We start from the raw sequence: 19,325 nt of genomic DNA on the forward strand, positions 1-19,325 counted from the left end.
ATGAAAAGAATGAAACTAACATTCCTTTTTGTGCTGTTGGTATCGTTTATTGGCAGGGCACAAGAGGTAACCGGAACCGTTTACGACGACCAAAATGTACCTTTGCCGGGAGCTTCGGTTCAAGTAAAGGGCACCACAACGGGAGCCATCACCGATTTTGATGGCAACTACACTATCGAGGCAAATCAGGGCGACATTTTAGTGTTCTCCTACATCGGTTTCAACACCCAAGAAGCAACCGTAACCGGAAGCACCTTGGACATTACACTACAAGCAGGGCTCGAACTGGAAAACGTTGTAGTGGTTGGTTCCCGTAATGCCAACAGAACGGCAACGGACACTCCTGTTCCCGTAGATGTATTGGATGTCACCGAATTAACGCAATCCACTCCGCAGGTCACCGTTACTGAAATTCTGAACTATGCGGCGCCATCATTCAGTTCCAATCCACAATCCATTTCCGATGGAACCGATCACATTGCTCCAGCCTCCCTGCGTGGACTTGGGCCCGATCAGGTTTTGGTGCTCATCAACGGTAAAAGAAGGCACAAAACAGGGCTTGTAAACGTAAACGGGACCTTTGGTCGTGGAAGTGTAGGTACGGATATGACCACTATTCCATCCAACTCCATTGCAAGAATAGAAATATTGCGAGATGGTGCGGCCGCCCAATATGGCTCCGATGCCATCGCAGGGGTCATAAACATTGTTCTAAAAAAGAACGTGAACGAATTGCAAGTAGATGTTAATACCGGAGCCAATTATACCAGCGAACACGGCCCGGACAAAAATGTGGATGGAGAAAAGGTAAGCCTCGGATTGAATTATGGCCTACCCATTGGAAAAAACGGTGGATTCATCAATTTTACCGGGAATTTTAACCACAGGGGTTCAACCAACCGCATGCAAGAATGGGAAGGTTCCATTTTTAATGGTTATAATTCGGTTGAAAGGGTTGCAGCAGCATCTGGTGTTGATACATCTACATTGTTAATGAATGATGCATTAGTTAGACAATACGCTCAAACAGCCGGATTCTCAAACAATCAATTGGCATTGGTCAATGGTGCCTCAGATCCAGAACTACATGATTTAAACGGTTTAGCAGGTTCACAAAGGGTTTACGGAGATAGCTTTGATTACAATGATTATCAAAATGGAGTTTTCACTTTTCAGGACATGCTAAATTCATTTAACGCTTTGTCCTATACCAATGCAAATCAAGCAGCACAAATAGAGGAATTCTATAATAGTTTGCCAAACAACATCAGTAGTGGCCAATTTGGTGACTTACTTGACCAGTTTCAGGTAAACTCACCTCTAGGCTTTAATAATACCGATGCTGAACTAGCAGCTAGAAATATGGTTCGCAGCGACTTCAATATGCAGGTAGGACAATCCAAAGTGAGGGGCGCTCAGTTTTTTGCCAACCTTTCCATTCCTTTGGATGAAAATCTGGAACTCTACGGTTTTGGCGGGTTGAGCTTTAAAAATGGTAAGGCCGCTGGTTTTTATCGTTTACCGAATCAATCCAGAACCTATTCCCCAGCCTATCCCAATGGCTTTTTGCCCGAAATTAATTCCAACATTATGGACCAATCGGCCGCCTTTGGAATCAAAGGGATGCTTGGGGATTGGAATGTTGATTTCAGCAATTCGTATGGAAGGAATGAATTTATGTATCGAATTACCAACTCCAACAATGCTTCCATGGGCAACTCCACTCCATTTGAAGCAAATTCTGGTGGTTTCAATTATAGCGAGAACACCACCAATTTTGATATGAACCGTTTTTATGAAGACACCATGGCGGGCTTGAACATTGCCTTTGGTGCCGAGTATCGCGTGGAAAACTATGGTATTGTCGCTGGCGAGGAAATCTCTTATACGCAATACAATACATTGGGCAATCCTCACGACCCAACCGACCCCAACTCTGTTGTTCCCACGGACTTTTTTGGTAGTTCCAGACCCGGTGGCATTCAAGTATTCCCCGGTTTTAAACCAGACAACGAGGTAGATGCCTTTAGAAATACCATTGCCGGATATTTTGATGTGGAAGCAGATTTTACCGAATCAATTTTGTTGAGCGGGGCAATTCGTTATGAGAACTTCTCCGATTTTGGCGGAACGCTCAATTACAAGTTGGCCACTAGAATCAAAATTTCTGAGAATTTTAACTTTAGGGGTGGTGGGCAAACCGGTTTTAGGGCCCCTTCCCTGCACCAAATCCATTATAGCTCCACCTCTACCCTGTTTGTGGATGGAATACCAAACGAGGTCGGTATTTTCCCCAACACCTCAAGGGTTGCCCGTTTGTTGGGCATTAAGCCTCTCAAAGAAGAAACTTCCATTGGAGCCACCGCGGGTTTTACCGCCAGAGTCCCCAGTGCCAATCTAAAATTCACTTTGGATGGATATCTCATCAACATTGATGACCGTGTGATTCTTACCGGACAGTTTGATGATAACGGAAATCCAGAATTGGCCAACCTGTTCCAACAAGCCAACGCCACCCAAGCAGCTTTCTTTGCCAATTCAGTAGATACACAGACCTTGGGCTTGGATTTTGTGGTGGATCATAAGGCAAATATCTCCGATAATGTTTCATTGACGAACACCTTGGCTTTCACATTTTCTGAAACAAGTGTGGAAAAGGTTAAAGTTCCCAAAGCTATTGCCGACGCAGGCTTGAGCGATACCTATTTTGACCCTACCAGTAGAATTTATTTGGAGTCTGCCGTGCCTACCACCAAAGGAAACCTTTCCCATAACCTAAAAGTGGGCGATAACTGGAATTTCTTTCTAAGAAACGGTTACTTTGGCGAAGTAAGGGAAGCTACTAACGAAAATGACCCTACCATTGACTATACCTTTGGTGCCAAAGTAATTACCGACCTTTCCATTGGTTATAATATTTCAAATAGCACAAGATTCACTTTGGGAGCAAACAACCTGCTAGATGTGTACCCAGACAAGAACGACCCTGCTTTTAGATCGGACGGGCGGTTTATCTACTCCAGAAGGTCCGTTCAATTTGGAACCAACGGCCGTTACGTTTTTGGAAGGTTGACCTTCAAGATAAAATAAAGCTGTCATTTTATAGATGTTTGATACTGAAGCCCCATCACGGGGCTTCTTTATTTTTATCTTTTAACAAAAAATCCTAGCTTAGAACCCCAATGGAACTAAGCAAAAAAATTGGGCTGGTCCTAGGACCGATTGCCTTCTTCATTTTGAATTTTCTGCCCTTTGAACTTATATCGGAAAAAGGCGATCCTGTAATTTCTGTAGCGGCCTGGATGCTGATTTGGTGGATTACCGAAGCGGTCTCTATTTCTGTTACCGCACTCCTACCCTTACTTTTGTTACCTATTTTAAAGGTGTTACCCATTGCAGAGGTAGGAGCCAATTATGGCAGCCCTATTGTTTTCCTCTTTTTTGGAGGATTTGTAATGGCGTTGGCACTGGAAAAGGTGAATCTTCATAAGCGAATAGCCCTAAATATTATCAGATTGACTGGCACAACCCCCAACAAGGTGATTTTAGGCTTTATGATCGCCACCGCCACCTTGAGCATGTGGATTAGCAATACGGCCAGTACTGTGGTAATGTTGCCCATAGCTATTTCCGTTATTAATTTATTGATCAACGATAAAGATGGATTTACCAAAAATGATCAAAATTTTGCCCTGAGTGTCATGCTGGGAATCGCGTTTTCCGCAAATGCGGGAGGAATCGCCACAGTGATCGGTACGCCGCCAAACTCTGTATTGATAGGGCTTTTGGAAAATGAATACAATATCGAAATCTCTTTTTTAAAGTGGATGACGATAGGTTTGCCATTTTCCATCATCATGGTTGGGATTTGTTATTTGGTACTGGTAAAATGGATGTTCCCCAACCGTGACCTAAAATTCAATGCTTCCAAAGAAGTGATTCATACTGAACTGGAAAAACTGGGTCCGACCTCTGGTAAGGAAAAAATGGTTTTAGCCATTTTTGCAGTAACGGTTTTCCTTTGGATTTTTAGAACGCTAATCAACAATATTTTTCCAAGCTTGGGACTTACCGATACCATGATCAGTATTTTTGCAGCCATTGCGCTTTTCGCCATACCCTACAACATCAAAAAAGGTGATTTTATCATTGTATGGAAGGATACTTCCAAATTGGCTTGGGGCATATTGATTCTTTTTGGTGGAGGACTAGCCCTTGCACAAGGAATGTCCACAAGTGGTATCGTGGATATCGTCGCCAACAGCATTGCCCAAAGCGAAATAAGTATTTTGTTCACGGCTGCCCTTTTGATTTTCCTAATGTTGTTTATGACCGAGTTGATGAGCAACGTAGCCTTGGTGGCCGTTCTTGCCCCTGTGGTAGCGGGCATAGCCATTGGCTTGGACATTCCGATGTTGCACTTATTGATCCCTGTGACCATTGCCAGTAGCTGTGCTTTTATGCTTCCCATGGCCACACCGCCCAATGCCATTGTTTTTGCGAGCGGCTATGTAAAAATTCCACAAATGGCACGTGTTGGTGTAATGCTCAACCTGATTGCGGTAGTGTTGCTTATTTTGGTGTTCCAGTTTGTGATTCCGCTATTGTTCTAAACTAAAAATGCCCCTCCGGGCGGAAGGGCATTTTCACAAACTAACTAACTCAAAAAAATGTAAGAAACTAACTTAATCAACGCTACTCGCTTTTGAGCAAGTGAAGCGTAACTCTTTGTTAGGTACAAAGTTACAACCCTTTTTTGTGAATTTTATTGTAATTAGTTTTTTGTTAACGCAACAGTCAAACCCCATAAATGATTCCTTATAGTGCGTTTGTCCAAAATGGATGCAATAATTTTAGTAAAACCTATGAAAAGCTGAATAATCTGCATTCTAAAAATCGTTTTACTAAAAATACCTCCATCTATACAGATGATGTTATTTTTTTGTTAACCAGATATTTATAAGTTTTCATTAACAAAAAACCCCTCGATCGAGGGGTTTTTTTAGCTAACTCAAATAAGTTGTAAAATGATGAACATTTTACTGCATTGACCCTGAGTATGGGTCAAAATCTTCTGGGAGATACTTAGAAGTATCAAAACCCAAGTCTATTTCTTCATCTTCCATGTAGTTAACGGAAGTGACTGCAATTACATCGGTGTAAGGATCAAAGCCTTCTGGCAATAGATACTTGCTGTTTACTCCCAATACAAGTTCAGTTTCCTCCTCTACATAAGGAATTGACTTTAAATCCACATATACTTCATAAGGAGAAAAACCTTCGGGCAAGTAATCTTTGGTATCAAAACCTAAATCCATGTCCTCTTCCTCCATGTAATTGATGGAATGTACATCCACCACATCCGTGTAGGGATCAAAATTTTCCGGCAAGTACTTCTGGGTATCAAAACCTAGCGCGGGTTCAACTTTGTTCTCGAAGTATATGATGGAATTCAAATCAAAATAGTTTTTGTGAGGGTCGAAGCCTTCTGGAAGATAATCTGCGGTATCAAAACCTAGATGTACCTCTGGTTCTTCCTCCAAATACACTATTTCATTTAAATTCAATTCATACGATGCATAATCTGCCATCTCTGAAGTTGAATCGTTTAACTCAGCACTAATGTTCAATGCGGTTAAACCGGTTTCTAAACTACCTGAAGTCTCGGATTGCACCTCGACAACCTTGGTATTTTGCTGATCGTTGGCTATGGCGGTACTACTTAATAATACACTACCATAAATTAATAATAACTTGTTCATTTTTTGATTGAATTTTATGATTGATGTTATGCCTATAAGACTATCCTAGTTGCAAAATGTTACAGTATTTAGGAATTTTTCACAAAAATTAAACACCCCTTGAGCCCAGCAATACGGGGCAATACAGCTCAAACCATCAGTAAAAGGAAGGACTCCCAAAGGTTGGGGCATTCCGTTAAAAAAACGACCGTTAATATTTATTTAACAGTTAGTTCTCACGAATTTTAGGTTCTTTGAATCTTCTTAGTTATTCAAACAAACCTATAATGATCAAAAATTTACTACCTCGACTAATTTTAGTTGTTATTCTTCTGGGAACCGTCCAAACCACGGAGGCCCAACTTTTCAAAAAGAAAAAGAAGGACACCGAGCAAAAAAAGGACGACAAATCCAAATCGGACGATATTAAACCGTATAACAAGATAATCACCAAAGATGCGAAAACGGATGAAGGGCTTTTTAGCGTACACACCGTAGATGACAAACACTATTACGAAATCCCCGATTCCTTGTTCAATCGTGAAATGCTCATGGTGAGCCGAATCTCCAAAACTGCCACAGGAATTGGTTTTGGTGGCGGAAAAATCAACACACAAGTGCTGCGTTGGCAAAAAAAGGATAAAAAAGTATTGGTCCGTGTAGCTTCTTACGAAAATGTGGCTGCGGATTCATTGCCTGTACACGAAGCGGTGGTCAACTCCAACTTTGAGCCCGTGCTCTTTTCTTTTGATATTAAGGCCATCAACAAAAAAGATTCCTTGAACCCGACAACGGTAATAGAAATCGATCCCATGTTCACTAAAGATGTAAAGGCCCTTGGGTTTCCTGATGGTTACCGAAAAAGATACAAAGTAACAAGAATGGACGGAGACCGTAGCTACATCGAGTCCATCAAAAGTTATCCTTTGAACATTGAGGCACGCCATGTAAAAACATATTTGTCCAGCGACCCGCCGAGCAATTCCAGCTTGGGTTCCATTTCTTTGGAAATCAACAATTCCATGATCTTATTGCCCAAAGAACCCATGAAGCGTCGTTATTTTGATGAGCGCGTGGGATGGTTTGCCAGAGGTCAGGTAGATTACGGATTGGATGCCCAAGAAAGTAAAACCGTAACCTACTTGGATCGTTGGAGACTCGAGGTTAAAGATGAGGACATTGAAAAATTCAAGGCCGGCGAATTGGTAGAACCAAAAAAACCTATTGTTTATTATGTAGACCGTGCCACACCCAAAGAGTGGGTGCCCTATATAAAACAAGGAATTGAGGATTGGCAGGTTGCATTCGAAGCAGCTGGCTTTAAAAATGCAATCATTGCCAAAGACCCACCTACGCCAGAAGAAGACCCGGAATGGTCTCCAGAAGATGTTAGATATTCGGTGGTACGCTATTTGGCCTCCCCTATTCCAAATGCCAACGGTCCTCACGTGAGCGATCCAAGGAGCGGGGAAATTTTGGAATCCGACATTAACTGGTACCACAATGTAATGAGCTTGCTTCGCGGTTGGTATTTTGTACAGACTGCCGCCATTAATCCCGATGCACAAAAAACACAGTTCGAAGAGGAAATCATGGGCCGTTTGATACGCTTTGTATCATCCCACGAAGTGGGGCACACTCTTGGATTGCCACACAACATGGGAAGTAGTGTAGCTTATCCCGTAGATTCTTTGCGTTCCGCCAGTTTCACCCAAAAATATGGTACGGCTCCATCCATTATGGACTATGCCCGTTTCAACTATGTGGCACAACCTGGTGACGAAGGTGTAGCTTTAATGCCAAACATCGGCATTTACGATAAATATGCCATTAAATGGGGATACAAACCTATTTTGGGCAAAACCGCAAAGGAAGAAAAACCAATTCTAAATGATTGGATTTTGGAACATGCTGGAGACCCCATGTACCGTTTTGGTCACCAACAAGTAGGCGACATTCACGATCCAAGCTCCCAAACCGAGGATTTAGGGGATGATGCCATTAAAGCCAGCTTGTACGGCATTGAAAACCTAAAGCGTATTGTTCCCAAATTAATCGATTGGACTACCGAGGACGGTGAAAACTATGATGACTTGGAAACCATGTACGGACACGTGACTGCTCAGTTCCAAAGATACATGGGGCACGTTTCCAACAACATTGGAGGTGTTTACGAGTATCACAAAACCGCGGATCAAGAAGGTGCTGTTTATACCCATGTGAGCAAAGAGCATCAAAAAAATTGTATGGCCTTTATGCAGGAACAGTTGTTCGAGACTCCTGAGTGGTTGATTGACCAGGATATTTTCAACAAAATTCAATATTCGGGGTCTGTGGAGCGTATCCGTTCCATGCAAGAACGCTACTTGAACACCATGCTGCAATTGGGCAAATTGGCACGAATTATAGAAAATGAGACCTTGAACGGTGATGATGCATATGGTTTGGTTGAAATGATGCGTGACCTCCGCAGGGGCATCTGGTCCGAGACCCGAAGTGGCAAAACAATAGATACTTATAGAAGAAACCTTCAAAAAGCACATATTGATCGTTTGGAATATTTGATGACAGCGGATGATCAAGATAAATTACCTGATTTTGGTGGTTATAGAAAATCCACGCCCATCAATACAAGCCAATCCGATATTCGTTCGGTGGCGCGCGCCGAGCTCAATAACCTCAAAAGAGATATTAGAGGTGGCCTCGCCCGGATATCCGATACCATGAGCCGATACCATTTGCAAGATGCCTTGGAACGTATAGACCTTATATTGGAGCCTACTAGATAGATACTTTTTTTAGATAAGTACAAATTGTAAAGGTGTAGCCGATTCGTTTATCGGTTACACCTTGTTTTTTTTCCCATACACATCCAATCATAGCCGTTTCACAACAAATCGCTGAAATTCCCATTCGGTTTGATTACTTTAGTAATTCCAAATCTCACATCATGAACTACAAAACAAAAAGCTTAATCTACTTTTCCTGTTTCGTGGCGGCAGCTACCTTATATTATGTAATGGATCAGCGCGACGATTTCCAAGACCATCTCAATTCAAAAACTTACGTCGAGACCCATTTCGAGGATGCCGACGATTATACCGATGAGTCTAAAGAAGACGATTTGGAAGAAGAAACCAAATAACTCCCCCCCTACTTATTATTAAAGGTTTCATGAACTACGCTGCCATGACCAAAACTTTGGATACTGTTATGTCCAAAGAATAAATCATTGAAACTTAAACATAAGAAGTTATTGCCTATCCCAAACTAAGCGCTGAATAAAGTAGCCCCATCACAAACAGAACACACCACCTTGACATTGAATTTTACCAAGGCACCACAAAAACATGCTGCACGAGATTAATATTGTACTGTACAATTACCAATAACTAGACTTGAAAAATTTTCCAATTGCAAAAAGTCTATGCACAACGGCAATAAAAAATGCAGGAGAGGGAGAAGAGGATAGTGTTTTTTGTTGATTTAAGAAGCCGCATCCGCCATGGTTGCGGTTTCTTTTTTATCTACATTTTCGCAGATATGTTTGATTATCTGTTATTAAACAGATATATTTGATTATCCGTCAATTAATAGATATTTTAAATTATCTGCTTTTTAACAGATACTTTGTTGTAAATTGAGAAAAAATGGTTGCCATTCTTACGGGAGACATCAAAAATTCAACAGAATACAAAACCGCCAAATGGCTGCCCGTGCTAAAACAGGCCCTGGGCCATTATGGCAAAGAACCCACGGAGTGGGAAATTTACAGGGGCGACAGTTTTCAGTTGCAGACAGTACCGGAACAGGCATTGGAGGCATCGGTGTACATAAAGGCATGCATTAAGCAAACACGCGGAATGGATGTTCGCATCGCCATTGGTTTGGGAGAAAAAACGTATGATGCAGGAAAAATAACGGAATCCAATGGTGGGGCCTTTGTACATTCAGGTAAGTGTTTCGAAAATCTCAAAAAGCTAAACCTGGCCATAAAAACACCCAATAAATTATTCGACGAACACATCAACCTGCTTCTAGAACTGGCTCTTTTAACTATGGACAACTGGACCCCCGCCATCTCAAAAACGGTAAAAACTGCCATAGAAAACCCAAATATGAATCAAAAAGAATTGGCATCAATACTCAACAAGTCTCAAGGGAACATTAGTGAAGAGCTGAACAAAGCAGGATTTGATGAAGTCCAAAAAATGATTCATTTTTACAGAACCCAACTCGCACAACTATGACGCTTTTAGCCCTAAAATTGATACTGGCCCATTTTATGGGAGACTTTGTCCTCCAACCCGCACATTGGGTAGAGCATAAATTAGCAAAGAAGGGTAAATCCAAATATCTATATTTTCATATTGGAGTACACATATTGGTGTTGTTGATCATATTGCAATTTCAACATGTGGGTGCCATCCTTTTTATTGTTGCGACCCACTACTTGATCGACTTGGGAAAACTATACCTTACCAACCCAAAAAACTACCGTTGGCTTTTTGTGGCAGACCAAGTACTGCACCTTTTGGTACTAGGGGGTGTGTTGTACTGGATATCTCCCTTTTCGTTGGATGTAACAGCAATTTTCACTGAAAGTTCACTTTTATTGATTACGTTCTTGGTCTTTGTCACCTACGTATCCGGTATTGTTATGCGGATGTTGTTGGCCCCTTATATTGATGAAGTTGCCAAGGACGACGAATCTGGAGAAGGTGGCTCCCTTAAAAATGCCGGGACCTACATTGGTATGCTGGAACGACTCTTTGTATTTGGTTTTATTTTGATGCAACAATGGGCCGCGATAGGTTTATTGATCACTGCAAAATCAGTGTTTAGGTTTGGCGACCTTAATAAAGGAAAAAACCGAAAGTTAACAGAGTACGTCCTTATCGGCACCCTCCTAAGTTTTGGCCTGGCCATACTTTCGGGCATGTGCTATCTATATATAAAGGAGCAGCTTTAACCATCTTTTTTATCAAAAAAAGAGACTGTTTAAAAGGTAGGTTTCCGTCAACCTGAACTTGCCTGCCTGCCGGCATAGGCAGGTTTCAGGTTCTCATAACAATTGGTTTATCAGCATGATGAGATTCTGAAATGAATTCAGAATGACACATTTCAATACCTTTAGACAGCCTCTTTTTCTCAATTAATAAATCAAAACACTTGCTTAAAAAAAGTCGGCATCTTTTAAAACCTGTATACTTTCCAAAACATTGCTCACTGCTAGGGTCATGGATTTTGCAGAGACCGTAGCACCGGAAATCCCATCGATATCCTCACCGTAAACAAGGGTCTCCCCCGATTTTTTTCCTATAAATTGTTTTAGCCAGCGTTGGCTCCCAACCTGACGGCCATGATCTTCGCGATAAATCAATATTTTGGATTTTTTCACACTCAGTTCGGGGGTAAATAGCACCACATAGTCAAAGGTTTTCTTTAAACTAGGAGCCACTCCCACATAAACATACCCTATGCTTGTACCGTCAGAAGTAATCTCGAACAGGTTATCTCCTCCCAATTCCGAAGGAGTTTGCCCGTTTAAATCGGGTTTAACCTCCATCAAATCCATGGAAAAGTCCTCTACTTCGAAAGTACCCTGTATGGCACTATTGATTTTTTCCTGCAGCCTATCCGATATCTTGTCTACCTTGAATCCAAATAGCAATAAGGTAAAAGCGATTACGGCCCAACCGAAAAATTGAAGCTTACTGCCCTTCAACATGGCCTGTGGCTTTGTCGGTTATAAACTTGTTTATGGTTTCCATTATCTGCGCTTTGTTCGCCCCTTCCTTTTCCAAAACATAAAAGTGCATAAACAAAGGCTGGCCATCAACCTGTTTTAGCAGCGTCAAATCTCCCTCTCTTTTATAAACTTCATCCCAAGCATTCCTAGCAGTTGCCCAGAAATCTTTGTTTTTGTCCCACCAATCTTTGGCGGCCTTGCATCTTTCATCTGCGACCTTAACGTACGTATTGTACCCTTTCTCTTGGGCCAAAAGCACATCTTCCTTACCATCTTTACGGATGATTTTGTCATTGTCCTGCTCATGTACCCATCCAGTTGATGTAATTTCGTGCCTATTTCCACGGCTCATCACATTATAATCACTCCTTTTGGTGTATTCCCTTCGTGGCAATGGGGAATCACTTTTGTTCTCCCAATAATGCTTTCCATCAAAATGTACCCAAGTTGAAGAACCCGCATATCTTGGGCTGTCATCCACTTGATACACCTTTTGGGTCCATTGCCCCTCAACCTCATCCGCCGGAAGCTCGGTAAACATCCAATTATTGTCCTTGTCGTAGTGGAATATTTTTTGGTTTTCGTACAGCCAATCTTGTCTCCAATGCTTGATTACCATGGTATCATTGAGCACCAACAAATGTTGTAGCGAAATTTTATTGTTCTCATCCACAATGGGCAAAGCCAATTCCAAAGCTTTTGAAGTGTAGTCCAAATGCTTTTCGTAGTCAATTTCTGGAGCAAATGTCTCGGTATACTTAAAACTTACCTCGTAGCATCCGCACATGTCCAAAATGGCTTGGCGGTCCAGTTCTTTCTTTTCTTGAGAAGTTGCTACAGTTGTTGCAAAAGCAATAAACAACAATGGCAGAATTAATTTCTTCATATCAGTCTCTGTTAGATTGTTTAAAAAAAAGTTCTGGTCAAAAATACTAAACTTATTTAGATTGAATAAAAATAAAATATATATTTGTCATCAAACTTAACTAGAATGAGTCTAAATAAAAATAAAAACCTTCTATATTTAACTTTAATTTTATCCTTATGCGGATTTGCCCAAGAATCAAAGAACACTGAAAAAGACTCATTGTCCATGCAACAATTGGACGAAGTTGTATTGACCGGGGAAAGCAAAGTGATGTCCCTCAGTAAAAAATTGTTCGCTGTTGGTGTTTTGGATCAAAAGGACATCGCCAAGGTTGCAGGTAACAATTTGGCAGACATACTTAACTATAATCTAAACATTACCGTTACCCCGGACCCATCCACAGGCCGTTCCACCATAAGTATGTTCGGATTGGATGGCCAATATGTCAAAGTGCTTATTGATGGTATCCCCATGGCTAGCGACAATGGCATGGGCAACAACATTGACATTACCCAAATAAATTTGGAGAATGTGGAACGGATTGAAATCGTGGAAGGTTCCATGGGCGTGCTGTATGGAGACAATGCCGTGGCGGGGGTCATCAATATTGTGACCAAGCGCGGATTGGACAACAACCACAAATGGCAACTGCAGTTATCCGTACAAGAAGAAACTGTAGGCAACGAATATGCCTTGTTTGATGAAGGTAGACACATTCAAAATGCAAAACTTAGCCATCAATTGAGTGATAAGACCAGTATTGCCATCGGGGGTTCCCGAAACGACAATGCTGGTTTTTTTAATGGGTATCGCGGAAAAAACTATGTGAACATTCAGGATAATGCCGTTGTAAACGACAGCCTTCGTGGCATGGAATGGAATCCGAAGGAGCAGTTGACTGCTTATGGAAACCTGAATACATCGCTGGGGAAACACAACATCTTTTACAAAATCCAATATTACGATGAATCCGTTCCGGTGTACAATCATTATGTGAACGGTAGGCTGGACAGCAACACGGGTATGGTGAACCCTACCGCCTTGGACGAGAATTTTGACACGGAGCGCCTCATGAACAACCTAAACATTACTGGGCCCATCAAAGGATCCACGGTGTACAACCTATCCCTGTCCCATCAAACCCAAAAGCGCTATTATAAACAGTATGTCTACAATATTCTCCAACAGGGAATTGAATCCGTGATTTCTGACGATTTAAGTCAATCCAGTAAAATATGGTATTCAAAAGGTTTTGTGAGCAACATGGTTCCAACTTCGAACTTCTTCAACCTGCAGTTGGGGTACGAGTTTAACCATCAAACAGGTTTTGATGCCATTGCCACGGGCGAATATTCCAGCGATGTAGTGGAAAATACACTGGAAAACTACGATTTCTTCGGAGTGACCGACTTCAACCTTACCGATAGGTTCTCCATTTTTCCAGGGGCTAGGTTTACCAACAACTCCCAATTCGGTAACAAGTTGATTTGGTCCCTCTCTTCTACCTACGACATCAGTAATACCTTTAAAATAAAAGGCGTGTTCGGTTCTGCATTTAGAGCGCCCAATTTTGAGGAATTGTTCTTCTACTTTGTGGATTCCAATCACAATGTGCAGGGAAATCCCGATCTGGATCCCGAAGACGGTATTTCACTTTTCTTGAACGTGGAGGAAAAATTCAGGCTTTCCGACAACAGCATGCTACAAACCGCCCTAAAATCCTACTATTTTGACATTGATGGAAAAATCGCCTCGATAATCAGCACCGATGAACAGGACCGTAACCTGTTCACCTTTGACAATGTGGACCGCTCCAGAATTCTAGGCTTTTCCTTAGAGAACTCCCTAACCATGAATCGTTGGCAAGCATCTCTGGGGATGACCTATTTGGGTGCTTCCACCACGGTGGACGAATCTACGGAAAACAACAGCGATTATCTGTGGAGTTTCAATCTACAATCAGCCTTGAGCTATACGTTCCCATCCATCAACACCACCCTATCGGCCCAACTCAAATACACGGGAAGAACCCAGATCGTGCAGGCCGGCACAGATGGCGCCGTAGTGGGCAAGACCGATGATTTTACCTGGATGGATGCCTCGGCACGGACCAATATCACAAAAAACTTAAGCCTTACGCTAGGCGCACGGAACATCTTCGACATTGTTCGGGTAAATGCCTCGGATATCCCCACGGGAGCTCATGGAAGTGGGGGCGCGCCAAGCCGTTTGTTCGGCAATGGAAGATCGTATTACCTAAAACTATTGTACAATCTAAATTTCAATTAAAACCAATGAGAAAAACAATCCTATTAAAAGCAATCGCACTCTTGCTCATCATCAGCTCCTGTAGCGATGATGAAGGCCAAGACCTCATAGACTTTACGGTAAACTTTAGCAGTGAAACCGTAAGTACGACCGAAGAAGACACTTCCGTGGATGTACAGCTCAACTTTTCCAGGTCCGCCTCCGAAGCAGGAACCATTACTGTTGCCTACACGGGTACCAATGCCGAATATGGAACGGATTTCACAACAACACCTGATGGGGAGTCGGGAACCATTGCCATTAACGTAGCGGAAGGAGACCAAAGTGCTTCTTTTACTTTTAACAAATTGGAAGATGCCATTGAAGGGGAAACAAAATCGGTAAGCTTCTCCATTGATGGTTTTGATAATACCGATTGGTCCCAAGGTGCTACAGCATCCACAGTAGTGAGTTTTACCCCTATTGCGGCCACCAACGGCATAGTCGATTCTGAAAATGGGGGCTCAAATATACCCAATCAAGTCTATTTTGACTTTAGTTCGGCTACCCAAACCGTAGTTAAACGCGACACTTGGGATATTGCCCTGTACAACGGCACAGAAAACCGTGTGTTCCTTAACTCTGCGCTATCTGTTTCTGCAGTGGAGATTACCGGAGTAACCGACCTACTTTCCATTACCGAGGCAAGTGAGCTTCCCGAAACAATGGATTTATTTGCATATAGCTTTATGACACAACAAATGGAAGCCGTAAGTGTTGGCACAGTTGCGGAACTCTTGGCAGGTTTACCTGTAGGATATGAGCAATACGGCAATTTGGATGAAGGAATCTCTTTTACAGACAATGCCGAAGGCACTCTGGAGGGCACGGCCTTTGCCGAGGTATCCACCACTCCCGAAGAAAACTATGTTTATTTGGTAAGCCTAGGAAAGGAGATCCCTACCGAACCAGCAGAAGTAGGAAGCATCAAGACCACAGGAGATCATCGAGGTTTCTTAAAAGTAAGGGTATTGAGCGACGGCAATAGCTACACCATTCAATATGCGGATTTAGCTGAAACCGGGTCATACAATGAAGTTACCGTTCCCAAAAACGACGCCCATAACCTTACCGCCTTTAGTTTTTCCAATGGAGAAACCGTTAGTGTAGAACCCGAGAAAAATCAGTGGGACATCAACCTTAGTGGTGTATTTAGCTATTATGGTTCCCAAGGCCCGATTGTAGCAGGCCTTACGTATTCCGATTATGTGCTGCACAATACTTTGGGCGGTGTAGGACTGTACCAAGTTACCATTGAAGGTGATGTGCCCACTTATGCCAACTTTACCATGGCCGATGTTGACGAATCCGCATTTGTATTTGACAACAGAGCTGTTGTGGGCAGCGGATGGAGAGATGCATTTAATGGTGTGATCAACGAAAATGTGTACTACGTGCTAAAAGATGCTGACGGAAACTACTACAAATTCGATTTTACGGATTATAAAAGCACAGAAGGCGAAAGGGGACACTACCAGTTTACCTACGAACGCCTGTAACGATTTTTATTCGGATGCTCATTACTCGACCCACCATACCTTTTGTTATGTTATCAACCTGAGTGGTTCAGTTTGAGTTAGTTTGTGTGAAGAGCGGGGCCAATGGTCCCGCTTTTTGTGTATCTTGTTCAAGACACTAAAAAAATGGATTGGGTTAAGCCTTATCATCATAAATATTTTATTTTATAGTAAAAGATATTTAAATGAAGGACGACATGGGAGTAATAGCAACAAACAAACGCGAAATAAAACTTTTTTACAATGCAGAAACCAATAAAGGCATGCAAACCTTGGCCTATTTAAAATCTTCCAAGAAAAAAGTGTTGGATATAGATTTGTCCAAAACCAAGGTAACAGGAACCCAATGGACCGAACTTGCCAAGCTATTGGACAAACCCATTAAGGAACTCATCAATACAGAACATCCGGATTTTATTAACAATTATGGGGAAAATCCTGATTTACACAGCGATGAGGATTGGCTCAAAGTAATGGAGAACAACCCCAAGGTAATTACCCAACCCATATTGGTAAATGGCGACAAAGCCATTCAGATTGACACCCCTTCGAAAGTTATGTCCTTTTTGGAAGACGAAGACTAACCCCCTACTCCCAAACGTACATATAATAAACCATTATAGTTTTGAAGTTCATGGTTTTAAAGAAAAGAATGAAATTCTTTGCCATCTGGTATCAAGTCCTCCCTTAATCCCTCCAAAGGAGGGAAACTTCTCCCCTTGGGGAGACCGGAGAGGGGACTATGCATAAAATTTATAGAAACTAAAGTGACTGCAATAAAATTTGACTACCGTTGGGCAAGTTTGCAGGCCTGACTGCCGGCAAAGGCAGAGGTCTTAATCTTTAACTAAAAAAAACGTCATTAAAACAGCTATGCCGCAATCAAAAGTTTCACGCTATGTAATAATTGCGGTCGGAATCATTTTAGTGCTGATTTTGGCCACGGTTGCGGCGCAAATTATGTTTACTACCAAAGTGGAAACAGCGTTGCAAGAAAAAGTACCTGCTTCACTCAACTTTACCTATGATAATTTGAGTACAAACGTGCTTTTGGGGAGAATAAGCCTGAGCAATGTAAGTGCCAAAAACCAGAACATTGATTTTAAGGCAAAATCTGCAACTGTTTCCGGTCTCAGCTATATTCCCTTGCTTCAAAATGGTGATATTACCATCAATGAACTTCATCTGGAAGCACCAGAAATCATTTATCATCAAACCGAAAAAGACACTACTTCAAAAAAGGACAACAAAACCCCGTCCCAAACTTATACTATTAAAAGCTTCAGTATTCAAGACGGACTTTTTAAAATGCTGAACACCACTTCTGACAGTACAGCCGCAGTGGAAGGTATTGACTTTACCCTTTTCGACATCACCTTTAACGAAGAGACATCTACACAAAACATTCCCTTTACCTATGGTGAATACCAGCTCCATGCCAAAAAAGGGTACTACGATTTGGGCCCGTTGGAATTTATCGAGTTTCAACAAATGCAATTAAACCCAATTGATGGCCAGTTTCAACAATTGGTATTGCGCAGTAAGTATAGCAAAGCGAAACTATCCAAAAGACTTGCCCTCGAACACGACCATTACGACCTTACCATTGACAACCTGATCTTAAAAGATTGGGATTTTGGCATGGAAAACGAGCTTCCCTATTTCCACTTGGGCCATATACAAGTGCAAGAACCGATTTTTCATGTGTACCGCGATAAATTGTTGCCGGACGATACCACACACAAAAAATTGTACAATCAAGCACTGCGCGACCTTCAGGTGGACCTTCAGGTGGACAGTATCCAAATTTCTAAAGGACTGGTTACCTACAAAGAGCGTTTGGAAGCCGATATAGACCCCAAAAACCTGAGCTTTACGGATATTGAGGCCACCATATACAACTTGCACACCAAAGGTGAGGGGGATGTAACGGTAGACATCAATGCCAAACTCATGGGCAACGGCCCCTTTACCTTGGATTGGTCCTTTGATCCCCTGAGCAAGTCCAACGATTTTTTGGCAAAAGGTTCGCTCTCCAATTTTCAGTCAGAAAGTATCAGTCCCTTTTTAAAGAGCAACCTTAATGCGGAGGTTAAGGGCACCATACAACAACTGTTTTTTACCATTAGCGGAAACGAGCTGGATTCGCAGGGCGATATGAAGATGAAATACGATGATTTTGAGTTTACCGTGCTTAAAAAAGACGGTTTTGGTGTCAATAAAATACTGACAGCAGTAGTAAACCTGTTTACCAAAAATGGCGAGAAAACCGATGAGGACGGCTTTCGCCACGGAAATTTTAAAGTGGAACGTAACCAGGACAAATCCTTTTTTAATTATTTATGGATCAACCTAAAGGAAGGTCTGGTGGACACCATGACGGGACGTGGTAAAAAGCGGAAATGACTTTTGGTTATTGGTGACTGTCAACTGTTAATTGCTCATTGTTTATTGACAAATGTCAACTGATTACTGCAAATTGTAGATTTTCCCTAGTTTTTTTGAGGTTTTTGCGCATCGTCAAATCTATTCAAATTGATATATTTAAGGCTGAACCCTTAAGCACATCATTGACTACAAACAACCATGGATTTTATTATTGAAAACTATAAATGGATTTTTAGCGGAATCGGTGTAATAATTTTAGGATGGGTCGGCAAACTGTTTTTTTCGAGAATAAGGAATGGAGGCATGAATAATATTACTATAAATAACAATTTGCAATCTAAACCTAAAGATTTAACAAAACCTAAGAACGAAACGAGAACAAAAGGTAATTGCCATATACTTTTCATCGACGACCAGCATAATGATTTCAAAATGGTATCCATTCTTAAAAAAGCAGGATGGATAAATACAAAAGCTATTAAAGACCTAACTGATTTAGATGATTATAAAGTTAAAGTAGCTGATATTGTCTTTGTCGACATAAATGGTGTGGGCACTACCATGTTTGAAGATCAAGGATTAGGGTTGGCAGCAGCACTCAAAGAAAAATACCCTAATAAAACAATCATTCTATATTCTGCAGAACCTACTGGAAATAGATTTAATAAAAAGTTGAGGATGGTTGATAATAGTTTACCAAAAAACGCCGAACCATATGAATTCATCAGTTTAATTGAACAGTATAGTTAAAA

14 protein-coding genes are annotated in these 19,325 nt (G+C 41.6%); 11 read left to right on the plus strand and 3 right to left on the minus strand.

Features of this window, described 5'->3' with window-relative positions; all coding sequences use genetic code 11:
• Together GO009_RS12365 and GO009_RS12370 are read left to right on the plus strand one after the other, a co-directional pair.
• Entirely contained in the window at window positions 1-3,090 is a 3,090-nt protein-coding gene (locus GO009_RS12365; protein ID WP_163626557.1) for a TonB-dependent receptor, read from the plus strand.
• A 92-nt stretch (window positions 3,091-3,182) separates the two neighbouring features.
• The gene (locus tag GO009_RS12370) at window positions 3,183-4,613 is read left to right on the plus strand and encodes a DASS family sodium-coupled anion symporter (protein WP_163626558.1); all 1,431 of its coding nucleotides are present in this window, start codon (window positions 3,183-3,185) and stop codon (window positions 4,611-4,613) included.
• A 426-nt stretch (window positions 4,614-5,039) separates the two neighbouring features.
• Here GO009_RS12370 and GO009_RS12375 read toward each other — a convergent pair whose 3' ends face one another.
• Window positions 5,040-5,762 carry a hypothetical protein gene (locus GO009_RS12375; RefSeq protein WP_163626559.1) on the minus strand — a complete coding sequence of 241 codons (723 nt, stop codon included), beginning with the start codon at window positions 5,760-5,762 and terminating at the stop codon, window positions 5,040-5,042.
• Window positions 5,763-6,028: 266 nt separating this feature from the next.
• On the opposite strand from GO009_RS12375, the gene GO009_RS12380 reads away from it, so the two are divergent.
• The 4 genes from GO009_RS12380 to GO009_RS12395 all read left to right on the plus strand — a co-directional run bounded on the left by GO009_RS12380 (window position 6,029) and on the right by GO009_RS12395 (window position 10,713).
• On the plus strand, window positions 6,029-8,530 hold the full coding sequence (locus GO009_RS12380) for a zinc-dependent metalloprotease (RefSeq protein ID WP_163626560.1): 2,502 nt from the start codon (window positions 6,029-6,031) through the stop codon (window positions 8,528-8,530).
• 161 nt (window positions 8,531-8,691) lie between these two features.
• Entirely contained in the window at window positions 8,692-8,886 is a 195-nt protein-coding gene (locus GO009_RS12385) for a hypothetical protein (protein WP_163626561.1), read from the plus strand.
• Window positions 8,887-9,391: 505 nt separating this feature from the next.
• Window positions 9,392-9,991: a transcriptional regulator gene (locus GO009_RS12390; protein ID WP_163626562.1), complete on the plus strand. Its 600-nt coding sequence runs from the start codon at window positions 9,392-9,394 to the stop codon at window positions 9,989-9,991.
• Window positions 9,988-10,713, plus strand: coding sequence for a DUF3307 domain-containing protein (locus tag GO009_RS12395; RefSeq protein ID WP_163626563.1), 726 nt, complete (start codon window positions 9,988-9,990; stop codon window positions 10,711-10,713). Before GO009_RS12390 ends, GO009_RS12395 begins: the two co-directional genes overlap by 4 nt.
• Before the next feature lie 204 nt (window positions 10,714-10,917).
• Here GO009_RS12395 and GO009_RS12400 read toward each other — a convergent pair whose 3' ends face one another.
• Complete coding sequence (locus tag GO009_RS12400; RefSeq protein WP_163626564.1) at window positions 10,918-11,472, minus strand: FMN-binding protein; 555 nt, start codon at window positions 11,470-11,472, stop codon at window positions 10,918-10,920.
• Complete coding sequence (locus GO009_RS12405; protein ID WP_163626565.1) at window positions 11,456-12,379, minus strand: DUF6607 family protein; 924 nt, start codon at window positions 12,377-12,379, stop codon at window positions 11,456-11,458. Before GO009_RS12405 ends, GO009_RS12400 begins: the two co-directional genes overlap by 17 nt.
• Before the next feature lie 105 nt (window positions 12,380-12,484).
• Between GO009_RS12405 and GO009_RS12410 the strand changes: the two genes are divergently transcribed.
• The 5 genes from GO009_RS12410 to GO009_RS12430 all read left to right on the plus strand — a co-directional run bounded on the left by GO009_RS12410 (window position 12,485) and on the right by GO009_RS12430 (window position 19,323).
• A complete protein-coding gene (locus GO009_RS12410) occupies window positions 12,485-14,650 on the plus strand; it encodes a TonB-dependent siderophore receptor (protein ID WP_163626566.1) in 2,166 nt (721 codons plus the stop codon).
• Window positions 14,651-14,655: 5 nt separating this feature from the next.
• The gene (locus tag GO009_RS12415) at window positions 14,656-16,167 is read left to right on the plus strand and encodes an HmuY family protein (protein WP_163626567.1); all 1,512 of its coding nucleotides are present in this window, start codon (window positions 14,656-14,658) and stop codon (window positions 16,165-16,167) included.
• 203 nt (window positions 16,168-16,370) lie between these two features.
• Complete coding sequence (locus GO009_RS12420) at window positions 16,371-16,769, plus strand: arsenate reductase family protein (RefSeq protein WP_239057458.1); 399 nt, start codon at window positions 16,371-16,373, stop codon at window positions 16,767-16,769.
• 289 nt (window positions 16,770-17,058) lie between these two features.
• Window positions 17,059-18,591 carry a DUF748 domain-containing protein gene (locus tag GO009_RS12425; protein ID WP_163626568.1) on the plus strand — a complete coding sequence of 511 codons (1,533 nt, stop codon included), beginning with the start codon at window positions 17,059-17,061 and terminating at the stop codon, window positions 18,589-18,591.
• 180 nt (window positions 18,592-18,771) lie between these two features.
• The gene (locus GO009_RS12430) at window positions 18,772-19,323 is read left to right on the plus strand and encodes a response regulator (RefSeq protein WP_163626569.1); all 552 of its coding nucleotides are present in this window, start codon (window positions 18,772-18,774) and stop codon (window positions 19,321-19,323) included.
• Window positions 19,324-19,325: the final 2 nt, after the last annotated feature.

The organism is Allomuricauda sp. TY007, from assembly GCF_010468565.1.
Lineage (GTDB): Bacteria > Bacteroidota > Bacteroidia > Flavobacteriales > Flavobacteriaceae > Flagellimonas.